The sequence below is a fragment of the Georgenia sp. 311 genome (genome assembly GCF_006151955.1).
Lineage (GTDB): Bacteria > Actinomycetota > Actinomycetes > Actinomycetales > Actinomycetaceae > Oceanitalea > Oceanitalea wutianyii.
In genome coordinates, this window is the sequence record NZ_VDFS01000038.1 from 33,757 (window position 1) to 55,174 (window position 21,418).

At 72.8% G+C, this 21,418-nt stretch carries 15 protein-coding genes; 6 read left to right on the plus strand and 9 right to left on the minus strand.

What is annotated here, in order from left to right:
- From rsmG to FHE66_RS07055, 3 genes are all read left to right on the plus strand, one after another.
- The coding region (rsmG, locus tag FHE66_RS07045) for a 16S rRNA (guanine(527)-N(7))-methyltransferase RsmG (protein ID WP_139072422.1) at window positions 1-556 on the plus strand (556 nt) is incomplete at its 5' end.
- 2,312 nt (window positions 557-2,868) lie between these two features.
- Window positions 2,869-3,870 carry a ParA family protein gene (locus tag FHE66_RS07050; RefSeq protein ID WP_304364099.1) on the plus strand — a complete coding sequence of 334 codons (1,002 nt, stop codon included), beginning with the start codon at window positions 2,869-2,871 and terminating at the stop codon, window positions 3,868-3,870.
- Complete coding sequence (locus FHE66_RS07055; protein WP_139072261.1) at window positions 3,863-5,059, plus strand: ParB/RepB/Spo0J family partition protein; 1,197 nt, start codon at window positions 3,863-3,865, stop codon at window positions 5,057-5,059. The genes FHE66_RS07050 and FHE66_RS07055 overlap by 8 nt, the downstream gene beginning before the upstream one ends.
- A 60-nt stretch (window positions 5,060-5,119) precedes the next feature.
- On the opposite strand, the gene FHE66_RS07060 is transcribed toward FHE66_RS07055, so the two are convergent.
- From FHE66_RS07060 to FHE66_RS07095, 7 genes are all read right to left on the minus strand, one after another.
- On the minus strand, window positions 5,120-6,085 hold the full coding sequence (locus tag FHE66_RS07060; RefSeq protein ID WP_139072262.1) for a D-alanine--D-alanine ligase: 966 nt from the start codon (window positions 6,083-6,085) through the stop codon (window positions 5,120-5,122).
- A 17-nt stretch (window positions 6,086-6,102) separates the two neighbouring features.
- Window positions 6,103-7,434 carry a PLP-dependent aminotransferase family protein gene (locus FHE66_RS07065; RefSeq protein WP_139072263.1) on the minus strand — a complete coding sequence of 444 codons (1,332 nt, stop codon included), beginning with the start codon at window positions 7,432-7,434 and terminating at the stop codon, window positions 6,103-6,105.
- 77 nt (window positions 7,435-7,511) lie between these two features.
- Window positions 7,512-7,844 (minus strand): thioredoxin, encoded by a 333-nt coding sequence (gene trxA / locus FHE66_RS07070; protein ID WP_139072264.1) that lies wholly within the window; start codon window positions 7,842-7,844, stop codon window positions 7,512-7,514.
- A complete protein-coding gene (gene trxB / locus FHE66_RS07075; RefSeq protein WP_139072265.1) occupies window positions 7,841-8,845 on the minus strand; it encodes a thioredoxin-disulfide reductase in 1,005 nt (334 codons plus the stop codon). The genes trxA and trxB overlap by 4 nt, the downstream gene beginning before the upstream one ends.
- A gap of 65 nt (window positions 8,846-8,910) precedes the next feature.
- Entirely contained in the window at window positions 8,911-13,107 is a 4,197-nt protein-coding gene (locus FHE66_RS15715; RefSeq protein ID WP_230976469.1) for a lipid II flippase MurJ, read from the minus strand.
- Complete coding sequence (locus tag FHE66_RS07090; RefSeq protein ID WP_139072266.1) at window positions 13,104-15,224, minus strand: DUF6049 family protein; 2,121 nt, start codon at window positions 15,222-15,224, stop codon at window positions 13,104-13,106. Before FHE66_RS07090 ends, FHE66_RS15715 begins: the two co-directional genes overlap by 4 nt.
- Window positions 15,221-15,742: an NUDIX hydrolase gene (locus FHE66_RS07095; protein WP_139072267.1), complete on the minus strand. Its 522-nt coding sequence runs from the start codon at window positions 15,740-15,742 to the stop codon at window positions 15,221-15,223. Before FHE66_RS07095 ends, FHE66_RS07090 begins: the two co-directional genes overlap by 4 nt.
- A gap of 130 nt (window positions 15,743-15,872) precedes the next feature.
- On the opposite strand from FHE66_RS07095, the gene FHE66_RS07100 reads away from it, so the two are divergent.
- Window positions 15,873-17,315, plus strand: a complete 1,443-nt coding sequence (locus tag FHE66_RS07100) for a CCA tRNA nucleotidyltransferase (RefSeq protein WP_218013642.1) — start codon at window positions 15,873-15,875, stop codon at window positions 17,313-17,315.
- A gap of 40 nt (window positions 17,316-17,355) precedes the next feature.
- Here FHE66_RS07100 and FHE66_RS07105 read toward each other — a convergent pair whose 3' ends face one another.
- A complete protein-coding gene (locus tag FHE66_RS07105) occupies window positions 17,356-17,853 on the minus strand; it encodes a carbonic anhydrase (RefSeq protein ID WP_139072269.1) in 498 nt (165 codons plus the stop codon).
- A 10-nt stretch (window positions 17,854-17,863) separates the two neighbouring features.
- Window positions 17,864-19,216 carry an MFS transporter gene (locus FHE66_RS07110; protein WP_139072270.1) on the minus strand — a complete coding sequence of 451 codons (1,353 nt, stop codon included), beginning with the start codon at window positions 19,214-19,216 and terminating at the stop codon, window positions 17,864-17,866.
- Window positions 19,217-19,545: 329 nt separating this feature from the next.
- Between FHE66_RS07110 and FHE66_RS07115 the strand changes: the two genes are divergently transcribed.
- The gene (locus FHE66_RS07115) at window positions 19,546-20,202 is read left to right on the plus strand and encodes a PadR family transcriptional regulator (protein WP_139072271.1); all 657 of its coding nucleotides are present in this window, start codon (window positions 19,546-19,548) and stop codon (window positions 20,200-20,202) included.
- A complete protein-coding gene (locus FHE66_RS07120; RefSeq protein ID WP_139072272.1) occupies window positions 20,199-21,278 on the plus strand; it encodes an inositol-3-phosphate synthase in 1,080 nt (359 codons plus the stop codon). The genes FHE66_RS07115 and FHE66_RS07120 overlap by 4 nt, the downstream gene beginning before the upstream one ends.
- Window positions 21,279-21,418: the final 140 nt, after the last annotated feature.

The following is a 21,418-nucleotide window of genomic DNA, read 5'->3' on the forward strand; positions in this document are numbered from 1 at the left end:
CCTCCTCGTCCGTGAGGGAGAGCTGCGAGGTCTCATCGGACCTCGGGAGCTGCCCCGCCTGTGGAGCAGGCACCTGCTGAACTCCAGTGCCGTGGCCGGCTTCGTCCCCCACGGTGCGACCTTCGGCGACGTCGGGTCGGGCGCGGGCTTCCCCGGGGTCGTCGTCGCACTCATGCGACCGGACCTCGAGGTCACGCTCATCGAACCGATGGAGCGACGAGTCGCCTGGCTGCACGACGTCGCGTCGGAGCTGTCGATCGAGAACGTCACCGTCGAGCGGGCCCGTGCCGAGGAGCTTCACGGCGCGCGCGAGTTCGACGTGGTCAGCGCCCGCGCGGTGGCGGCGCTGAAGAAGCTCATCTCCTGGGTAGCCCCGCTCATCGCCCCTGGGGGCTCGCTCGTCGCGCTCAAGGGTGAGCGCGCTGCCCTGGAGATCGACGAGGCCGCGAAGGCCCTGCGCAAGTACCGGCTGCGCGACGCCCGGGTCTACGAGGTGCTCGTGCCCGGCACCGACGACCCCACCCGCGTCGTCACCGCCGAACGCCAGCCCGCCTGAGCTCCCCGCGCCGGCCGCGATCCGCGCACAAAGGCCAGCGCCCCCTGCGGGCACGCACACACCCCCACCCCCCCGCGAGAGCCGACTTCCGCGCGAGAGCGGAGTTCTGCGCGAGAGCGGAGTTTCGCGCGAGAGCCGACTTCTGCGCGAGAGCTGGGTTCCGCAGAAGGCGGGTTCCGCGAGGGTACCGAGGTCACCGGGTCCCGGCCCGCGTGACTGCGCCGTTAGGTGTGGAGTTGTGGACCGTTCAGGTCCAGGAATCCACACCGAAGTGCCGCAGCGTGACACTGCGACGAGTGCAGGTCGTGCGGACGCGAAACGTTGACGCAGGCGCCGTTGGTTCCGGGAGGTACGTGGCCATGGCGATGTTCCACGTGAAACGTCCTCGTGGCGAACGGGTACGCCGTTCGGTCTGCTCACCTGTGTCTCCACGGGCGCTAGATGTGTGCGCGGCGGCTCTGGTGGCCGGCAGGCACCTCGGGGGCTGCACCGGGTCGTTGGGGGCCGCCTCAGCTGCTTCGGTGCGCGTGCCAGTGCGCGTGCGTAGCCCGCGGCTGCGCGATCTCACGCCCGTTGTCGTCGAGGTTTCACGTGAAACAGCGCCGCGAGGGAGGGCTTGGCTGACATCGGGGCGGATCGAATCCCGTCCGACGTGCACCTTCGCGTTTCCACAGATCACTGACTCGTCGCCCGCGCCACTATTGCGACCGCTTAGGACCGCTCCGCCGTGGCTTGCGCCCCTCCATGTCACGGCTGGCTATAGGTGGCTCCGAGGGCGCGCGCTCCTTGTGTTCCACGTGAAACCAGCGGTCGATGCTCGTCGTGCACGTGACAGCAGCGGTGTCGAGTCTGGCGTCCCACGCAGGCGACCGCGGAGGAGGTCGCGGACTGCGTCTGAGACGGGCCTGTCGTGACACGTGAATGGCCCATCGTGCAGCTCGACGCTAACGCCACGTGGATCTTAAGGGGTGAGTTCCGCGAGGCCCGGGGCAGCGCCTGTCGAATCTCGTAGCCCGAGCGGCGTCTCTTGGAGCCCGTTTCACGTGAAACAACGGCGCCGGTTTCACGTGAAACCAAAGAGCCACTGCGGGAACATCTGGTGTGATGCCTAATGGATCTCCGAGGGCCGCCGTGGTCACAGTGGGCGTTCGTCTCGCCATCCTCCCTTCACGCGGCCCCGTTTCACGTGAAACCCATCGCGTACTTGCGACGTGATGGCCGTTCGTATGCGTGCAGATGACCAGCGTGGCAGGAACAGATCGACAGTGCGTACTTGTCGCACTCTCGGCCCATCGCCTCCTGCAGCTCGAGCAGCCTCGTACACCGGTGACCGGCAGTTGCTGAGACACGAAGGGTCCGTGGCGCGAGTCGTTCTACCGTAGACGCGCACGCTGGCGCAGGCTCGGGCGCGCTATCCACCGCTGTGGGGAACCTTGGGGACAGCGCTCAGATCCGCGGTATGACGCGCATCCGGAGACTCAGTTTCCGCAGGTTCGGCCGTCGACGCGTCTGGTTTCACGTGCAACCAACGCACTGGAAGGCAGGAGCGGTGAGTCCACGGGCGAGCACCGCCGGGCCTGATCCGTTCGTGTCGCTGTTCAGAGCTCGGGCGCGGAATCGATCGTCGGGATCAGGATCGCTCCCCACGCGACGGCAGCCGGCATAGAACGCCAGCGCACGGAAGAACCTGTCCCAGGCGCTCCCGACGCGATCAGCATCGGCCGGGAGCGTGTCGGCGCCACTGGGCCGCCGCTGATGACGTGCAGACGCTGTAAGGGAGACCAGTCGGAGCTACCAACCCTGCAGGGAGGGGTGAACGCACACCTGGCGCATGGACGTTTCGCCGCGGTGGCGGACCCCTCCCATGTTTCACGTGAAACCGGCCGCGGCTCCTACCCGAGTGCGAAGGACTATCGGCGGCTCGGCCTCGTCCTGGCACCGTGCCCCGTTCCCCATCACCGCATGTCCGTGACCTGCCGACACGACAGTCCCCGAACGGAAGCGGGCGCACCGGAGCCGAGCGGGCCCGCGCTGCACATCCGGCGTCCAGCTCGGCGGAGCCCCTATGGCAGATCGAGAGGGGAGCGTGTCGGCGCAGAGGCCTGCTCCTGCCTGTTTCACGTGAAACCGCCACCGAGCCACTCACAACGAAGTCGCCGGCGCGACGCGAAACACGGGGACGCTACGGCCTGCCTGCAAGGGCATCTAGGGCCCAGCGACTAGGCTGGGACCACTCTCGAACTACTGCGGAACTAGGGGTGCGTGTGACCAGGTCGGACGACACCATGCCGCGCCCTCCGAAGGGAAACGGTGTGGACCACGTGAACCGCGGCGATCCCGCCAGCATCCTCGGGCTCGACGCCTTCGACGAGTCGACGCCACTGGCGGCTCAGCTTGCCGAGGACGCTCGCCGTCGCATGTCGCTGGAGGGGAGGACCTTCCCCCGGCCTCCCGAGACGAAGATCCTCACCGTCGCCAACCAGAAGGGCGGCGTCGGGAAGACCACCACCACGGTGAACCTTGCGGCGGCGTTGGCGATCGGTGGACTACGCGTCCTCGTCATCGACAACGACCCCCAGGGCAACGCATCCACGGCGATGGGGATCGACCACCGCGCCGGCACGCCGTCGACCTACGACGTGCTCATCGAGGACACCCCGCTCTCCGAGGTGGTCCAGCCCTGCCCCGACGTCGACGGCCTGTTCTGCGCACCGGCGACCATCGACCTGTCCGGAGCCGAGATCGAGCTCGTCTCCATGGTGGCCCGCGAGAACCGGCTGCGGAACGCGATCGCGACGTACCTCGAGGCGCAGGCGCCTGAGCAGCGTTTCGACTACGTCTTCATCGACTGCCCTCCGAGCCTCGGGCTGCTGACCGTGAACGCCTTCGTCGCTGCACGCGAGGTACTCATCCCGATCCAGTCCGAGTACTACGCGCTCGAGGGCCTGAGCCAGCTCCTGCGGAACATCGAGCTCATCAGGGGACATCTCAACCCTACGCTACATGTGTCGACGATCCTGCTCACGATGTTCGACAAGCGGACGAACTTGTCCCGGCAGGTGGCGGACGAGGTCCGTGAGCACTTCCCGGCCCAGACGCTCGAGGTGTCGATCCCTCGCTCGGTCCGGATCTCCGAGGCCCCGTCCTACGGCCAGACAGTCCTCACCTACGACCCGGGCTCCACCGGTGCGCTGGCCTACCGGGCCGCAGCGCAGGAGATGGCGGAGCGCGCGGCAGAGGGCGTCACCGCGGCCGTGTCCCAGTCCCAGCCGCAGTCCGCCGCGGCACCACGTTCGGAGGATGTCAATGAGTGAGAAGCGACGGGGGCTCGGCAAGGGCCTCGGCGCCCTGATCCCGACCGCGCCGACCGAGGGCCGTCCCGTCGACGTGTTCTTCCCGAGCAAGCCCGCCGGTGAGCCCGCCGCACGCGCCGTCACGACGTCGGCCTCCACCCCGGCGGCCGTCGAGGAGAAGCCCGCGAGGAGCGCGAACGCCCGCACGACGACGACGGCGACCACGAAGTCCCGTAAGCGCCCCTCCATCCCCAAGGACACCGTCAACCCCGGTCGCAAGACGGAGACTGCTCCCGAGCCGGAGCCCGCTGCACCCAGCGCACCGGAGCCCGCCCCCGAGCCGACGGACGCCGCGGACACCGGCGGCCTCGCCCCCGTCCCGGGCGCCTCCTTCGCCGAGGTGGGCGTCCACGAGGTCATCGCCAACCGGCGCCAGCCCCGTCAGGTCTTCGACGAGGACGAGCTCGAGGAGCTCGCCTCCTCGATCCGTGAGGTCGGCGTCCTCCAGCCGATCGTCGTGCGTCCCCTGCCCGAGGGTGAGGGCGCGCGGTACGAGCTCATCATGGGTGAGCGGCGCTGGCGGGCCACCCAGCTCGCCGGGCTGGAGACCGTGCCGGCGATCATCCGGCACGTGGAGGACAACGACCTCCTGCGCGACGCGCTCCTGGAGAACCTCCACCGGGCCCAGCTCAACCCCCTGGAGGAGGCGGCAGCCTACCAGCAGCTCCTCGAGGACTTCGAGTGCACGCACGAGGAGCTCGCCTCCCGCATCGCCCGCTCCCGCCCGCAGATCTCGAACACGCTGCGCCTGCTCAAGCTCCCCGCGCTCGTCCAGCGACGCGTCGCGGCAGGCGTCCTGTCGGCAGGCCACGCCCGCGCCCTCCTCGGGCTCTCGGACCCGGCCGCGATGGAGCGCCTCGCGCAGCGGATCGTCGCCGAAGGGCTGAGCGTGCGCACCACCGAGGAGATCGTCGCGCTCGGTGACGAGCCCACCGCCCCGGAGATGCGCCGGCGTCCCCGCGGGGGCGCCCACGTCGCCGAGCTCAACGAGCTCGCGACCCGCCTCGCCGACCGCTTCGACACACGCGTGAAGATCGGGATGGGCCAGCGCAAGGGCCGGATCAACATCGAGTTCGCCAGCCTCGAGGACCTCAACCGGATCCTCGACGTGCTCGCCCCGAACGTCGAGCGCCCGGCGCTGGAGAACTGAGCACGCTGGGAGCGGGGCGGCCTCTCGGTCGCCCCGCTCCGGCGTGTCAGCCCAGCTTCGTCAGCCCCGCGCGGCGGCCTGGCGCACGAGCGTGGTCACGAGCTCGGTGAAGGACGGGCCGCCACCGGCCGCCCACGCCTGCGCGGACTGCGGGAAGAGGGACGTCTCGGTCATCCCGGGCGCGACGTTCATGTCCAGGAACCACGGCGTGCCGTTCTCGTCGACGATGAGGTCGGTGCGGGACAGATCCCGCAGCCCGAGCGCCTCGTGCGCGGCGACGGCGGCCCGGGCGGCCACCGCCGTCGTGTCCTCGTCGAGCCGGGCGGGCACGAAGTACTCGGTGCGCCCGGCGTTGTAGCGCGCGTCGTAGTCGTAGGGCCCCTCGGTGACGATCTCGACCGGGGGCAGGGCAACGGGCCCGTCGCCGAGATCGACGACGGAGACAGCCACCTCCGTGCCCGTGACGGCGCGCTCCACGAGGGCGGCGTTGCCGTAGGAGAAGCAGGAGACCATCGCCTCGGGGAGGTCCTCGGCCCGGGTGACGACGGTGACGCCGAGCGCCGAGCCGCCGTCCTCGGGCTTGACGACGAGCGGCAGGCCCACTCCGGCGACGGCGGTGGCCAGCACCTCGCTCGAGCCGATCTCGGTGAACAGCCCGCGCGGGAAGGTGACGAACGGCGGGGTGGCGACGCCGGCGGCGGCGACGAGCTCCTTGGCGACCGGCTTGCGCGAGGCCAGACGGCACGCGGCCGACGTGCTGCCGACGTACGGGATGTCGAGCAGCTCCAGGAGGGCGCGGATCGAGCCGTCCTCCCCGGTGGAGCCGTGGACCAGCGGGAAGACGACGTCCGGCGGGTCCGCGCTCAGCGCGGGCAGCAGCTCAGGGTCCAGGTCGCGGACCTCGACGTCCAGGCCCCCGTCGCGGAGCAGCTGGGCCACCCGGCGCCCGGACCGCAGGGAGACGTCGCGCTCGTGCGAGAGTCCTCCCGCGAGGACGAGGACGCGGGGGTTGTCGGCGTTCGTCATTGTCACTCCGCTCTCGGTCAGGTCTGGTCCGGGCTCGGGGCGTCGGCCAGCGGGTCCTCGCTCGTGCGCCGGGAGCCCGCCGTCCCGAACATCTCGGTGAGCTCGAGCTCGGAGCGTACGACGCCGGCGAGGCGGCGCACTCCCTCCCGGATGCGCTCCGGGGTCGGGTAGCAGAACGACAGGCGCATGTGGTCCGCACCCTGCCCGTCGGCGTAGAACGCCGTGCCGGACACGTAGGCGACGAGGTTGGTCACCGCGCGGGGCAGCATCGCCTTGGCGTCCAGCCCTGGCGGCAGCGTCACCCACGTGTAGAACCCGCCGTCCGGCACGGTCCAGCGCGCCTCGGGCAGGTACTCGGTGAGCGCCGACATCATCGCGTCGCGGCGGGTGCGGTACTGGTCGCGGAAGTCCTTGACCTGCCCGTACCAGTCGTACCCCTGGAGGTAGGAGGTGATGGACAGCTGGCTGAAGCGCGAGGGCGAGAGGATGGCCGCCTCGCTGGCCAGCACGAGCTTCTCGCGCACGGCGTGCGGCGCGGCCGCCCATCCCACGCGGTAGCCCGGGGCGAAGGTCTTGGAGAAGGAGCCGAGGTAGACGACGGCGTCGGGGTCGTAGCTCTTGAGCGACGGGAGCGGGTCGCCGTCGAAGCCGAGGAGGCCGTAGGGGTTGTCCTCGAGGATGAGCACGCCGTGCCGGCGGCAGATCTCCACGATCCGCGGCCGGCGCTCCTCGGCGAGCGTGACCCCGCCCGGGTTGTGGAAGTTCGGGACGGTGTAGAGCATCTTCACCCGCCGCCCTTCGGCGGCGAGCCGGCGCAGCGTGCGCTCGAGCTCCTCGGGGACCAGGCCCTGGTCGTCCATCGCGACGTGGACGATGTCGGCCTGGTAGGCCCGGAACACCCCGAGCGCGCCGACGTAGCTGGGCGCCTCGGCGACGATGACGTCACCCGGGTCGATGAAGATCTCGGTGACGAGGTCGAGCGCCTGCTGGGAGCCGGTGGTGACGACGACGTCGTCCGGGTGGGCGTGGACGTGGTCGTAGCGCATGACCTCGACGATCTGCTCGCGCATCTCGACCTCGCCCTGGCCGCTGCCGTACTGCAGCGCCTCCGGTCCGCGGTCGCGCAGCAGCTTCGCCGTCATGTCGGCGAGGAAGTCGATCGGCAGGCCGGAGATGTTCGGCATCCCACCGGCCAGCGACACCACCTCCGGGCGGCTCGCGACGGCGAACAGCGCCCGGATCTCCGAGGAGCGCATCCCGTGAGCTCGCTGGGCGTAGGAGGAGAACCACGGGTCGAGCCGGGTGCCGGCCGCCGCCGTGGGCGGCTGATGCGGTTCGGGTGTCGTCATGGAGGCCTCCTCGTGCGCGCGTCACCTGACGCGTAGGGCCAGGCTACGCCGCCGCGACGCCTGCCCAGGTCGGAGTGTCAGGGAACGAGCGTCGCGAGCTCCTGGGCGAGGGCGGGCTTGGGCCGCGCTCCGACGAGCGACGTCACGAGCTCACCGTCGCGGAACAGCACGAGCGTCGGGATCGAGACGATGCCGTACTCGCGCGTCGTGTCGGGGTTCTCGTCGACGTCGAGCCCGACGACGCGGAGCCGGTCGCCGAAGTCGGCGGCCAGCTCCGCAAGGACCGGGGAGAGCTTGAGGCACGGCTGGCACCATGCCGCCCAGAAGTCGACGAGCACCGGCCCGGGGGCGGCGAGCACCTCCTCGGCGAAGGTGTCGTCGGTGACCTGGGGGAACGCGGGGACGCTCACAGCGCGACGGCGCCCTGCGGGGTCTGGGAGGCGTCGGCGTCCGGCTCGGCCGCCTCGCCGAGGGCGGCGAGGTAGCGCTCGGCGTCCAGCGCGGCGGCGCACCCGGTGCCAGCGGCCGTGATGGCCTGGCGGTAGGTGTGGTCCACGGCGTCGCCGCAGGCGAAGACGCCGGGGACGCTCGTCGCGGTCGAGGGCGAGGACACGACGATGTAGCCGCTCTCGTCGAGGTCGACCTGGCCGACGAGCATGTCGGTGCGCGGCACGTGCCCGATCGCGACGAACACGCCGGTGGCGTCGATATCGCGCTCCTCACCGGTGACGGTGTCGCGCAGGGTGAGGCCGGTGACCTTGTCGGTGCCGTGGATCGCGGCGACCTCGCTGTTCCACGCGAACTCGATCTTCGGGTTCGACATCGCGCGCTCGGCCATGATCTTCGAGGCCCGCAGCTCCTCGCGGCGGTGGACGACGGTGACCTTCGAGGCGAACTTCGTGAGGAAGGTGGCCTCCTCCATCGCGCTGTCACCGCCGCCGACGACGACGATGTGCTGCTCGCGGAAGAAGAAGCCGTCGCAGGTGGCGCAGTAGGACACCCCGCGCCCACCGAGGGTCTTCTCGCCCTCGAGGCCCAGCTCCTTGTAGGCCGAGCCGTTGGCGAGGATGACGGTGCGGGCCCGGTAGACGTCGCCCTCGGCGGTCGTCACGGTCTTGACGTCCCCCGTGAGGTCGACCGAGACGGCGTCGTCGTAGACGACGGCGGCGCCGAACTTCTCGGCCTGGGCCTGCATCCGCTCCATGAGCTCGGGGCCCATGATCCCCTCGGGGAAGCCCGGGAAGTTCTCCACCTCGGTGGTGTTCATCAGCGCGCCGCCGGCGGTGACGGCGCCGGCGATGACGACCGGTTCGAGGTTGGCGCGTCCGGCGTAGACGGCCGCGGTGTAGCCGGCCGGGCCGGAGCCGACGATGACGACCTCGTGGAGGGTGGTGGTCGTGCTGTCCGTCATGACAATCCTTCGGTGTTCGGGGTACTCATGGGGTCAAGGCCGGTGGCGCGGGTTTTGTTCCGTCGTCACTCGACGGTGAGCTCCGCGAGCTCGATGCGGTTGCGTCCGTCGGAGCCCGCGACCGGCAGGGAGGTGAACCAGAGCACGAGCCTGTCGGTGACGACCGGCTCGGCGAAGGTGAAGGTCGTGGCCGGGCCCATCGGGCCGGAGGCGAGCAGCTCGCCCTCGGTGGGCGTCGCCGGGTCGGTCGCGCGGATCTCCACGTTCCCGCCCTGACCCAGGAGGTCGATGGTGACGCCCGAGACGAGGCTCTCCTGCTCGAGCTGGACGGCGAGCCCGATGCCGGACTTCATCCCGTACCCGGGGTCGACGTAGGAGCGCGAGCGCCAGTAGGTGGCGGGGTCGCCGTCCGTCGCCTGCGGGGTGAGCTCGGGGTTCTCCGCGCCGTCGCCCTCGGGGTCGAGCGGGGTGAGGGAGGCGATCACCGGTGCGGGCGCCTCGGGGGCGGCCGCCTCCGGCGGGGCGGTCGTCGCACCGTCGCCGGGCTCCTGCGGGGCAGGGGTCTCGGCGGGGGCGGTGATCGTCGTCGGGCGCTCGACGGGGCCGGGGTCGGCGGTGAGCGTCCGGAAGGCGATGATCGCGCCGATGATGACGGCGACGAAGGCGATCGCGAGCACGATCGGCGTGGGGTCCAGGCGCCGCTCACGGAAGGGGACGGGGCCGCCGCGCTCGGGCTCCGGCTCGGCGACGACCTCCTCCCAGGTGCGCGGCTCGGCGGGCCCGAAGGCGGGTGCCTCCTGATCGACGGTGGTGGGCGTGGGGTCCGCCGGGACGCGGTCGTGCTCGAGCGCCGCCCGGACGTCGGCCTCACGGGTCTCGGCGAGCGCCTGCTCGGCGCGGGCCTCACGCTCGGCGGTGCGGGTGGCGGCGGCCTCGGAGACCTTCTCGGCCCCGGCGGAGACGCGTCCCTTGACGGCGTCGACGGCGCGGCGGGTGGAGTCCGCGACGGCCGCGGCAGCGCCGCCGACACCGGCGCCGACGGCCGCGGTGATGACCGAGCCGCGCGGGTGGCGGGCGGCCAGCGGCGCGCCGGGTGCCTCGGCGTCCTCCCCGGCGACGACGGCCGTGAAGTCCTCCGGTGCGCTCGTGTCCGCGGGCGGCGTCCGCGGGTACCACGCCGTGGTGTCACGGGTCGCGGGCTCGGGCGCGGGCGTCGGCGAGCCGGCGTCCTCACCCTGGACGACCGACTCCCACGCCGGGGCGGGCCGCTCGGTGGCGGGCTGCGGCGTGTCGGTCGGGGCGCTCGTGCCCGTCACCGCGGGCATCCCGACGAGGGTCTCGCCCGCGGGCTCCTCGGGGAGCCCCGGCTGCGCGGCGGGCTCGTCGACCGGCTCGGGTGCCGCGACGGGCGCCTCGTCGGCGGGTGCGGGCTGCGCGGGCTGGGGCTCGTCGGCCGGCCAGGCCTCGACCGGCTCCTCGTCGAGCACGCGGGGCGCACGCACGGCGGTGTCCTCCGCCGTCTCGATGAGAGCGGCCTCCTCGGCCGCCTCGAGGGTGGCGTCGGCGGGTGAGCCGGCCGTGCGGTCCGTGGCGGCCGACGCCTCGGCGGCCTCGGCCGCGGTGGCCTCGTCCCGCGCCCCCGCCGCGGCAGCACCGACGGCGGCCAGGGCACCGGGCCACACGGGGTGGTCCCCGGCCAGGGTCTCGACGTTGATGTCGCGCCAGGGCGCGAGCTCGCGGATGAGCTCGCTCGGCGTGCGCGGCCCCTGGCCGCTCATCGTGCGGGAGCACAGTGCGTCGAGGTCGGCGGGGACCTCGTCGCGCAGGCTGCTCGGCGCGACCGGGACGCCGCCCACGGTGCGGGCGGGCGGGGCCTGGACCGCGAGGTCCGGGCCGTCGGCCGGGTAGGGCCAGGTGCCGGTGAGGGCGAGGTAGAGCAGCCGGACGAGCCCGAGGGTGTCGTGCTGTGACGCGGAGACGGGGTCGAGGTCGATGCCGAGGTAGGCGGCGGCCACACCGAGGCCGGCGAGCCGGACCTGGCCGTCGCCGGTGACGTGGACGGCCGCCGGGGTGAGGGCGAGGTGGTGCACCCCGCGCCGGCGAGCGGCCTCCAGGGCGCTGGCGGCCTCGCCGACCACTGAGCGGGCCTGCTCGGCGTCCAGGGCGCCGGAGACGGTGAGCTCCTCGAGGGACTGCCCGTTCGCGACGTCGGCGACGACGAACGCGTGGCCGTCCTGGGCGCCGACGTCGAGCACCCGCTCCAGGCGGGGGTCGTCGACGAGGGCGGCGCGCCGTGCGGCGTCGAGGGTCTCGGCCGAGGGCCCGGTGGTCGAGGGGAGCACGAGCGCCCGCACCGGCCGTTCGAGGATCTCGTCCTGCCCGTGCCACAGGGCGGTGCCGGGCAGGATCGCGGTGAGCTCGCGGTCCAGTCGGTAGCGTCCGGACAGCAGTGTGCCCTGTGCCAGCGCGGGGGCGGTGGCGCGTGCGTGGTCGTCCAGCGTCCTGCTCCCTCTGTCAGGCCCGGGTCCTGGGCCTTCCCTGTCGTCCGTGCCCATCGTACTGACCGCCTGGTCCTCGGCCGCCGGGGAACCGGTGAGTCGCGCGAGGACGGGCACCCGGCGGGCCGCCGACCGTGCCATCCGGGTCACCGGCCGGAGGATGACGTCGAGCTCGCTCACCGCCAGCGCCCGCAGCAGGCCGAGGTACACGGCGAGCATGACCGTGCCCACGAGCCCGGCCTTGAGGGTCGCGAGGAGCATCCGCACCGGCCACGCGTCGGCCGTCGTCGTCGGGCCGAGGAGGTGCAGCAGGCCCCACCCGAGGAGCAGCGCCGGCGTCGCGGCGAGGACGAGGCGGATGTGGGTGCGCAGCACCCGCGAGCCGTCCAGGCTCGGCAGCTTGAGCCGCAGCGCGAGGTAGGCGACGACCGAGCCGACGACGTTCGACAGCGACGTCGCGACCGCCGCCCCGACGAGCCACCACTCCGGGGGCAGCAGCGTGGACACGAGCGCGCCGACGATGACGATGCCGGTGAGCGGCAGCTGCAGCTTGAACAGCGACTTCGTGTCCTCGAAGGCGTAGTAGACCCGCTGGATCATCGTGAACGCGCCGAGCGCCGCGATGCCGAGGAGGAGGGCGACGACGATCCGGGCGATGCCGCGGGCCTCGGGGATCGTCGTCGTCGGCATCGTCGCCTGGACGAGCGGGAGGGCGAGGACGGCGAGCGCGCCGCCGGCGAAGACGGTGAACACCCCGATGGTGCGCAGCCCGAGGGACAGGTCGTCGCGGACGGCGGCGGTGTCCCCGCCGGCCGCGTAGTCCGAGACCCGGGTGAACAGGGCGGTGACGAGGGAGACGGTGATGAGCGACTGCGGGAGCAGGTAGAGGAAGTTCGCGTTCTCCCAGGCGGCGTTGCCGGCGACGAAGCCGGTCCCGCTGCCGGCGGCCGCCGCGGCGAGGTTGGACACCGCGATGAAGCCGAGCTGGGCGACGAGGAGGCTGGCGAACGCCCACGTCGCGACCTTGCTCGCCCGTCCCAGGCCCGAGCCGCGCAGCCCCCACCGGGGCCGGAAGTGGAAGCCGGCGCGGCGCAGCGGCAGGACGAGGACGGCGGCCTGGACAGCCACGCCGAGCGTCGCGGTGCCGCCGATGAGGGCGGTGCGCAGCCCGGTCCACGTGCCCGGGTCCTCGTGGGCGCCGGTCGGTGTCCCGCCGAAGACGACGATGTAGGCGACGAGGCCGATGATCGCGATGACGTTGTTGACCGCGGGCGCCCACATGTAGGGCCCGAAGATGCCGCGGGCGTTGAGCACCTGCCCGAGCAGCGTGTACATGCCGTAGAAGAACAGCTGGGGCACGCACCACAGCGCGAAGGCGACGGCGAGGTCGAACCACACGGGGTCGAGCTCGGAGGCGTAGACCGCGACGAGCACGCTCGCCCCCGCGGTGAGCAGGAGCGTGAGGCCCAGGAGCGCGGCCCCCGCCATCGTCAGGAGGCGGTTGACGTACTCCTCGCCGTTGTCGCGGCCCTTCATCGCCCGGACGATCTGCGGGACGAGGATCGCGTTGAGGACACCGCCCGCGACGAGCATGTAGATGATGTTCGGCAGCTTGTTGGCCACCGCGAAGGAGTTCGCGGCGCCGGTGACGCCGATCGCCGCGACGAGGGCGACGTTGCGCACCAGCCCGAGCAGGCGGGAGACGAGGGTTCCGGAGAACATCAGTGCCGCGGACCCGGCCAGGCCCCGGCGTTCCTCGCTCACGCGACGCTCACCTCCTTGTTCCGACGCCCGCGGCGCACGGTGCGCACGAGCCCGACGACGATCATGAGCACGAGCAGACCCGCGACGACGGCCGTCCCCACGGTCTCCCAGTCGGCCCGCACCCGCACCTGGATCTCGCGCGGCTCGTCGATCGGGGTGCCGTCCGGCGCGGCGAGGACGACGTCGACGACGACGTCGCCGCTGCCGACCGCGTGCACGGGCACCTGCGCCGTCGCCGACTGCTGCGCGGGAACCTCCAGGAGCACGGCCTCGTCGGCCACGAGCCGCGGGTCACGGGGGGCCAGGCGCACGAGGACCGTCGCCGGGCGGGTCATCTCGTTGGTCACGGCGACGGGGATGTGCGCCTCGTCGTTGATGAGGTTGAGAGTGCTGCCGGGGCGCGCGGCGACGAGCCCGCGGCGGGTGTCGGATGCCTCCTCGGCAGCCGTGAGGAGAGCGGCGCGGGTGCGCGGCCGCTCGCGCCACTCGGCGGAGGTGAGCTCGAGCAGGGCGCGACGGACCGGCTCGACGAGCGCCGCGGGCTCGGCGAGGACCTCGGCGAACGCCGTCGTCTCGGCGAGGACCTCCTCGAGGGTGGTGAGCTCGCCGGAGGTCATCTCGCCCTCCTCGACGACGAGCGCCGGCAGCGTCTCGCGCTCGAGCTCCGGAGCGGGACGGTCGAGCATCTCCTCCAGGGTCATCCGGTCGACCCAGGGGACCTCGGCGAGGGTGGTGAGCTGCTCGGCGAGCAGCGACGGGTCCCCGCTGAAGTTCCGGGGGACGGTGAGGAGCAGCTCGCGCGGGTCGGCCGGGCGCTCACGCGCGATGACCGCGGTCTCGGCGAGGAGGTACTGACGGGCGGTGAGCGGGTCGAGCTCGACGACGACCTGGTCCGCGGTCGGGTTGACCGGCAGCAGCCGGCCCGTGAGGAGTGCGGAGAGCCGCTCGTCGGTGAGGACGGCCGGCAGCGTGGTCCCCTCGGCGACGACGTCGGTGCGCGCGGAGGGGGTGTAGGTGAGCTGGGCGAGGGACGACAGGCCGTCGGAGGGCAGCACGACCGCGCCGGCGCCGGCCTCCACGAGCGCGGCGAGGGTCCGCTGGTCCGGGGTGGGCCCCGCCGGCCAGGCGAGCCCGGTCGAGGCGTCGAGGCCCGAGCGCTCCAGGGCCACGTCACGGTCGACGGCGACGTCCTCGAGGAGGTCGGTGCGGTTCGCGTGGGCGAGCGCGGCGGCGTCGGCGTCGGCCCAGAGCAGGGCGTGGACGGTGTGGCCCGGCGAGGCGGCGAACTCCTCGATCGTCGTCGCGAGCGCCGACTTCGGGGGGGTGGGCTCGGGGGTCTGGTCGTCCTGCGGATCCTCACCGGTGGTGAGGTCGACGACCGCGGGCACGTCGATGAGGAGCGACGGGTCGATCGCGACGTCGACGGCCGGCTGGTCCAGCGCCGCGAGGAGCGGCTCGAGACGTTCGGCCGAGGCGGCGCCCAGCCCGGTGTCGGTCTCCTGGGCGACCGTCCGCTCCGCCGCCGTGGGGACCGCGGCCGCGAGGACGGCGAGCGGCATCGGCTCGACCTCGATGTCCGGCCACCACAGGAGGAAGCTGCGCGCGGCCGCCGGGCTGAGGGACGTCGTCGCGGCGGCGTCCTGCGCGGTGACCTCGATGCCGCGCGGGCCCCAGGCCGAGTAGCTGCGCGCGAAGGGGAGCGAGTCCGCCGGCACGGTGAGCGTGAAGGACGCCGAGGCGCCCGGGGCGAGCGGCTCGGGCAGTCGCTCGGCGGCGAGGAGCGTCGTCGCGGACAGGGAGGTGGGCTCGAGCCAGCGCTCGAGGAGGGAGCGGCTGATCGGGGCGCTCTGCTGGGCGCGCAGCCGCAGCTCGGGCACCTCGAGGGCGGTGTCGGTCCCGTTGGTCACCGTGCCGCGCACGACGAGGTCCTCGTCCGGGGTGAGGACCGCCGGACGGATGTCGGTGAGGGCGACGGTCACCTCCGCGTCCTCCTCCGGCTCGGAGGGGGTCGCGGTGGCGGGCACGAGGGCGCCGGGGAGCAGGCAGGTCGCGAGGGCGAGCAGGAGCAGCGCGAGCGCTCGACGGCCGGCCCCGGACGAGGTCCAGGAGATGTTCATGCGCGGCCGGCCAGCACGTCCCTCGCGGTGGCGACCACGCGCCGCTCGTTCGGGTAGGCGAGACGCGAGGCGACCTCGGTGAGGCTCACCCAGGCGACGTCCTCCGCCTCCTGGTCCGGGTCGTTCTCCGTGGTCAGGTCCCCGCTCGTCGCCTCGAGGAGGTAGTGGTGGACGACCTTGTGCACCCGGCGGTCGTCGCCGGAGAACCAGTAGTCGATCGTCGCGAGGTGCCGCAGCACCCGCCCGGTGATCCCGGTCTCCTCGGCGATCTCGCGGACGGCGGCCTCCTCCGGTGTCTCCTCACCCTCGAGGTGGCCCTTGGGCAGGCACCACTCCAGTCGCCCGCCGCGGTTGCGCCGCGCGATGACGGCGGTGAACGCCTGGCGGTCCTCCACCCGCACGACCAGCCCGCCGGCGGACGTCTCGTCGACGACCGGCAGCAGCGTCGAGCGCGGCGCGCCGGGTCGCGGACGCGGCGGCGCCGGAATGCGGCGGCGTGGCGCGGGGACGGCGGACATGAGGTCACCATAATCAACCCGCCTGGGGGCTGCCGGACCCACGCGCCCGAATCGGGCCTCCCGCGTGGTCTCGCGCACAGGCACTGGTCCCCGGTTCCGACGGTGGGGGACGCCGTGGCAGGCTGTGGCAGTGTCCGACTCACCTGCCGCGCTCGCCCGGACGGCGGCCGCCGCCCTGACCGCGCTGCCCCCTGCCGTGCTCGAGCTCGGCGCCGTCTTCTCCGCCGCGGGGCACGAGCTCGCCCTCGTCGGCGGCCCGGTCCGCGACGCGTTCCTCGGGACCGTGAGCCACGACCTCGACTTCACCACCTCCGCCCGCCCGGAGGACACCGAGCGCCTGCTCGCCTCCTGGGGCGACGCGCACTGGGACGTCGGCCGGGAGTTCGGGACGATCGGCGCGCGCAAGGGCGACGTCGTCGTCGAGGTGACGACCTACCGCACCGAGTCCTACGACCCCGACTCCCGCAAGCCCACGGTCGAGTACGGCGACACCCTCGAGGGGGACCTGTCCCGCCGCGACTTCACCGTCAACGCGATGGCGGTGCGCCTTCCCGCGCTCACCTTCGTCGACCCCTTCGGCGGGCTCGAGGACCTCCAGGCGGGCCTGCTGCGCACCCCGGCCGACCCGGAGCAGTCCTTCGACGACGACCCGCTGCGCATCATGCGCGCCGCCCGCTTCAGCGCCCAGCTCGGCTTCGACGTCGACCCCGGCGTCATGGCGGCGATGTCGGCCATGGCCGACCGGCTCGAGATCGTCTCCCCCGAGCGGATCCGCGCCGAGCTCGAGCGGCTGCTCCTGTCCGACCGCCCCCGCCGGGGCCTGGAGCTCATGGTCTACACGGGTGTGGCCGCGGTCGTGCTGCCCGAGCTCGACGAGCTGCAGCGCACCGTGGACGAGCACCGCCGGCACAAGGACGTCTACGAGCACACCCTCGTCGTCCTCGACCAGGCGATCGCCCTGGAGACCGGGCCCGACGGCGCGGTCCCGCGCCCGGACCTCGTCCTGCGCCTGGCCGCCGTGCTCCACGACATCGGCAAGCCCGCCACCCGCCGCTTCGAGCCGGCCGGCGGCGTGAGCTTCCACCACCACGAGCTCGTCGGCGCGCGGATGGCCGCCAAGCGGCTCAAGGCGCTGCGCTTCGACAAGCAGACCGTCAAGGACGTCTCCCGTCTCGTCGAGCTGCACCTGCGCTTCCACGGCTACGGCGAGAGCCACTGGACCGACTCCGCGGTGCGCCGCTACGTCACCGACGCCGGGCCGCTCCTCGAGCGGCTCCACCGCCTCACCCGCGCCGACTGCACCACCCGCAACCGCCGCAAGGCGATGCGCCTCGCCGCCGCCTACGACGACCTCGAGCAGCGCATCGCGACGCTCGCCGAGGAGGAGGAGCTGGCCAAGATCCGGCCGGACCTCGACGGCGAGCAGATCATGGCGATCCTCGGCGTGCCGCCCGGCCCGGTGGTCGGCAAGGCCTACCGCTTCCTCCTCGACCTGCGCATGGAGCGTGGGCCGCTGGGCGAGGAGCCCGCCCGTGAGGCGCTGCTCGCCTGGTGGGCCGCCCAGGACAAGTAACGCCCCTCTCTCGGCGGGTGGTGAGGGGGGTGAGCGCCGGTCAGGCGACGGGCTCGAGCAGGCCGGTGTCGACGTCGTAGCGGAACCCGCCCACCTCGACCGTGTCGGGGATGAGCGGGTGGGCGCGCACCTTGGCGACCTCCGCGCGGATCGAGCGGAGCTGGTCGGTGATGACCCCGAGGGACATCCACGTCGCGTCCTGGCCCTGCCGGCGGCTGATCTCCGCCTGCAGCTCCTCCTCCGAGCGCGAGGCCATCGCGCAGCGGGTGTGCTGGATGACGAGCACCCGCTCCACCCCGAGGAGGTTGACCCCGAGGACGAGGGCGACGAGCACCTGGTCGGTGACCCGCCCGCCCGGGTTGCGCAGGATCTTCGCGTCGCCGGGGACCAGCCCGATCATCCCGAGCGGGTCGATGCGCGAGTCCATGCAGGTGACGACGGCGACGCCGGCGCGGGCGACGCCGTCGAACCCGGACAGCGCGAAGTCGTCGGCGTAGCGGCGGTTGGCGGCGAGGAGGTCGGCGAAGGCGTCGGTCATGCGCGGCACGCTACTCCGCCGCGGCGTCGCCGTCCGTCCGTGACCGGGTCCCGGGACCGGGTGCCTCCGCGGCGAGGACGGGCCGCGCCGTGTCCTGGATCCGGGCCGTCCCACCGCGGTAGAGCAGCGCGACGACGACGTAGACGACGGCGAGCACGGCGAAGACGAGCCGGGACCAGCCGGTGTCCGGCAGGGCGGCCGCCCCGAGCGCCGCCGCACCGACGAACGCCGCGTTGTACAGGACGTCGTAGAGGGAGAACGCGCGGCCGCGGTAGTCGTCGTGGGTGTCGCGCTGGACGATCGTGTCGACGGCGATCTTCGCGCCCTGAACGCTGAGCCCGAGAAGCACGGCGGAGGCCGCGACCACCCCCATGAGCGGGGTCGTCACGAGGAGGAGCTGGCTCACCGCCCCGGCGCCCAGGCACACGACGATCCACCGGGACGGGGACATCCGCTCGTGGGCGAGCGGCGTGAGGACGATCGCCAGTCCGTTGCCGGCGAAGGAGATCCCGGTGAGCAGCCCGAACGTGGCGAGCCCGGCGCGGGCGTCGGTGGGGTCGGAGAGCAGGTTGCGCGAGATGAGGATGAGCGCCATGAAGTTGACGCCGTAGAGGAAGCGGTGGACGGCCATGACGCCCAGGCCCAGGCCCGGGGTGCCGCGGCGCACGAGGTAGCGCGCGCCGTCGCCGAGCTCACGCAGCGTGCGCTGGACGGCGTCGGAGACCCCGACCCGGGCCGGCGTCGTCGGGCCGAGCTCGTCGCGCCCGAGCCGCAGCGCGAGGGCGGAGGCGGCCCCGAAGAGCAGGCCCGCGCACACGAGGGACGCGGAGTCGGTGACGGCGTCGGGGACGAGGAACCCGACGAGCAGGCCGAGGACGGCACCGGCGGCCGCCGACACCGCACCGAGCGTCGGCGTCAGGGTGTTGGCGATGAGCAGCTGGTCGCGCGGGACGACCCGGGGCAGGCCGGCCGACAGTGCCGCGAGGAGGAAGCGGTTGATGCCGAGCGTGACGAGCGCGAGCACGTAGACGAGGGTGCTCACCCCGCCGGTGCCGATGAGGACCGCGAGGACGATCGCGAGGACCACCCGCACCGCGTTGCCGACGAGCAGCACCTGCCGGCGCCGCCACCGGTCGAGCAGCGGCCCGGCGAACGGCCCCACGACCGTGAACGGCAGGAGCAGCACGGCGAACGCGGTCGCGACACCGCCCGCCGTCGCCATGTTCTGCGGGCTGAAGAAGAAGAGCGTGGCGAGCCCGACCTGGAACATGCCGTCCCCGCACTGGGAGACGAGTCGCACGGTGAAGAGCTTGCGGAAGCCTGGGTGCACGACGAGCGTGCGCAGGTCGGACAGCACGCTCATGGTCGGGTCACACCTCGGGACAGCACCGCAGCAGGTTATCCGAGGGCCCGCGGGGCGCGCCCGGCCCGGCGGGGCCGTGGCCCGGCGGCGTGCGTCCGGCTCCGGCCGAGGTCGGCGCCGCCCTTTCTGCCACGAAGTCCCCGACACGCCCGCGACACGCCGCACCTCGGGCGTCGTGAGGGCCTCGGCACGGCACTTCGTGGCAGGTTCCGCGCCGCGCGGCCGGTCAGAGGGGCGCAGCGGCGGACGTCCGGACGCGCTCACCCGGTGCGCTAGGCTCGGCCCGATATATCGCAGCGATACATAGACACGAGGAAGGGGGACCGCCGATGAGCACCCGCGCCGACGTGCTCGAGCTCGCCATCCTCGGCCAGCTCGGCTCGGTCCCCATGCACGGCTACGAGCTGCGCCGGCGGCTGAGCGCCCAGCTCGGCGCCTTCCGCACGCTGTCCTACGGCTCGCTCTACCCGGCGCTGCGCCGACTCACCGAGGCCGGGCTCATCACCCAGGCGAACGGCGACACGCTGCCCCACGCGCTCGCCGGGCGACGGGCGCGCATCGTCTACCGGCTCACCGACGCCGGACGCGAACGCCTGGCCCGGACCCTGGCCACGGCCGAGCCCGCGGCGTGGGACGACGAGGCCTTCGACGTCCGCTTCACGCTCTTCGGTGTCACCGACGCCCGCACCCGGCTGCGCATCCTCGAGGGCCGCCGCGCCCGCATGCTCGAGCGCCTCGCCATGCTGCGCGAGTCCACCCAGCGCGCCCGGGAGCGGATGGACTCCTACACCGCCGAGCTCGTCCGCCACGGCCTGGAGCAGGTCGAGCGTGAGGTCGAGTGGCTGGAGAACCTCATCGACACCGAGCGCGGCACCCCCGGCGCGCTCGACCTACGACCTCCCGGCCCGGCGGCCGGCCCGCCGTCCCCGGACCGACCGGACGAGGGCGCCGCCCCGTCCACCACCTCATCGAAGGAGCAGGAATGAGTTCTATCCGTGTGGCGATCGTGGGCGTGGGCAACTGCGCCTCCTCGCTGGTCCAGGGCGTGCGGTACTACGCCGACGCCGACCCGCAGGAGTCCGTCCCCGGCCTCATGCACGTGACCTTCGGGGACTACCACGTGCACGACGTCGAGTTCGTCGCTGCCTTCGACGTCGACGCGAAGAAGGTCGGGCTCGACCTCGCCGAGGCCATCGACGCGAGCGAGAACAACACCATCAAGCTCTGCGACGTCCCGACGACGGGCGTCGTGGTCCAGCGCGGCCACACCCTCGACGGCCTCGGCAAGTACTACTCCGAGACGATCGAGGAGTCCGACGCCGAGCCGGTCGACGTCGTCGCCGCGCTCAAGGACGCGCAGGTCGACGTCCTCGTCTGCTACCTGCCGGTGGGCTCGGAGGAGGCCGCCCGCTTCTACGCGCAGTGCGCCATCGACGCCGGGGTCGCCTTCGTCAACGCGCTGCCCGTCTTCATCGCCGGCACCAAGGAGTGGGCCGACAAGTTCACCGCGGCCGGTGTGCCGATCGTCGGGGACGACATCAAGTCCCAGGTGGGCGCCACGATCACCCACCGCGTGCTCGCCAAGCTCTTCGAGGACCGCGGCGTGCGGCTGGAGCGGACCTACCAGCTCAACGTCGGCGGCAACATGGACTTCAAGAACATGCTCGAGCGCGACCGCCTCGAGTCGAAGAAGATCTCCAAGACCCAGGCCGTCACCTCGAACATCGAGGGCGAGCTGGCCCCGCGCAACGTCCACATCGGCCCGAGCGACTACGTCCAGTGGCTGGATGACCGCAAGTGGGCCTACGTGCGCCTCGAGGGCAAGGCCTTCGGTGACGTCCCGCTCAACCTCGAGTACAAGCTCGAGGTGTGGGACTCCCCGAACTCCGCGGGCATCATCATCGACGCGATCCGTGCGGCGAAGATCGCCCTGGACCGTGGCATCGGCGGCCCGCTCCTCTCGGCGTCGAGCTACTTCATGAAGTCCCCGCCGGAGCAGCGTCACGACGAGGTCGCCCGGGCCTCCGTCGAGGCGTTCATCGCCGGCGACGTCGAGCGCTGAGCCACCCGCCCGGCCCGCCCCTCGCCCGTCCTCCGGCTGCCGCCCAGGTCGCACTTTCCGTCCCGGTCCCGCCGAACCATCCGGCGACCGTTGACGGACATGTGCGACCTCGGCGGGGGTCGGCAGGCGGGGCGGGGGCG

Excerpts from the sequence above, each read along its gene's own strand:
- FHE66_RS07105 (WP_139072269.1), bottom strand. The coding sequence starts at position 17,853 with ATGACCGACGCCTTCGCCGACCTCCTCGCCGCCAACCGCCGCTACGCC.
- FHE66_RS07110 (WP_139072270.1), bottom strand. The coding sequence starts at position 19,216 with ATGAGCGTGCTGTCCGACCTGCGCACGCTCGTCGTGCACCCAGGCTTC.
- trxB (WP_139072265.1), bottom strand. The coding sequence starts at position 8,845 with ATGACGGACAGCACGACCACCACCCTCCACGAGGTCGTCATCGTCGGC.
- FHE66_RS07060 (WP_139072262.1), bottom strand. The coding sequence starts at position 6,085 with ATGACGAACGCCGACAACCCCCGCGTCCTCGTCCTCGCGGGAGGACTC.
- FHE66_RS07120 (WP_139072272.1), top strand. The coding sequence starts at position 20,199 with ATGAGTTCTATCCGTGTGGCGATCGTGGGCGTGGGCAACTGCGCCTCC.
- FHE66_RS07055 (WP_139072261.1), top strand. The coding sequence starts at position 3,863 with ATGAGTGAGAAGCGACGGGGGCTCGGCAAGGGCCTCGGCGCCCTGATC.
- FHE66_RS07090 (WP_139072266.1), bottom strand. The coding sequence starts at position 15,224 with ATGAACATCTCCTGGACCTCGTCCGGGGCCGGCCGTCGAGCGCTCGCG.
- FHE66_RS07065 (WP_139072263.1), bottom strand. The coding sequence starts at position 7,434 with ATGACGACACCCGAACCGCATCAGCCGCCCACGGCGGCGGCCGGCACC.
- FHE66_RS07095 (WP_139072267.1), bottom strand. The coding sequence starts at position 15,742 with ATGTCCGCCGTCCCCGCGCCACGCCGCCGCATTCCGGCGCCGCCGCGT.
- FHE66_RS07115 (WP_139072271.1), top strand. The coding sequence starts at position 19,546 with ATGAGCACCCGCGCCGACGTGCTCGAGCTCGCCATCCTCGGCCAGCTC.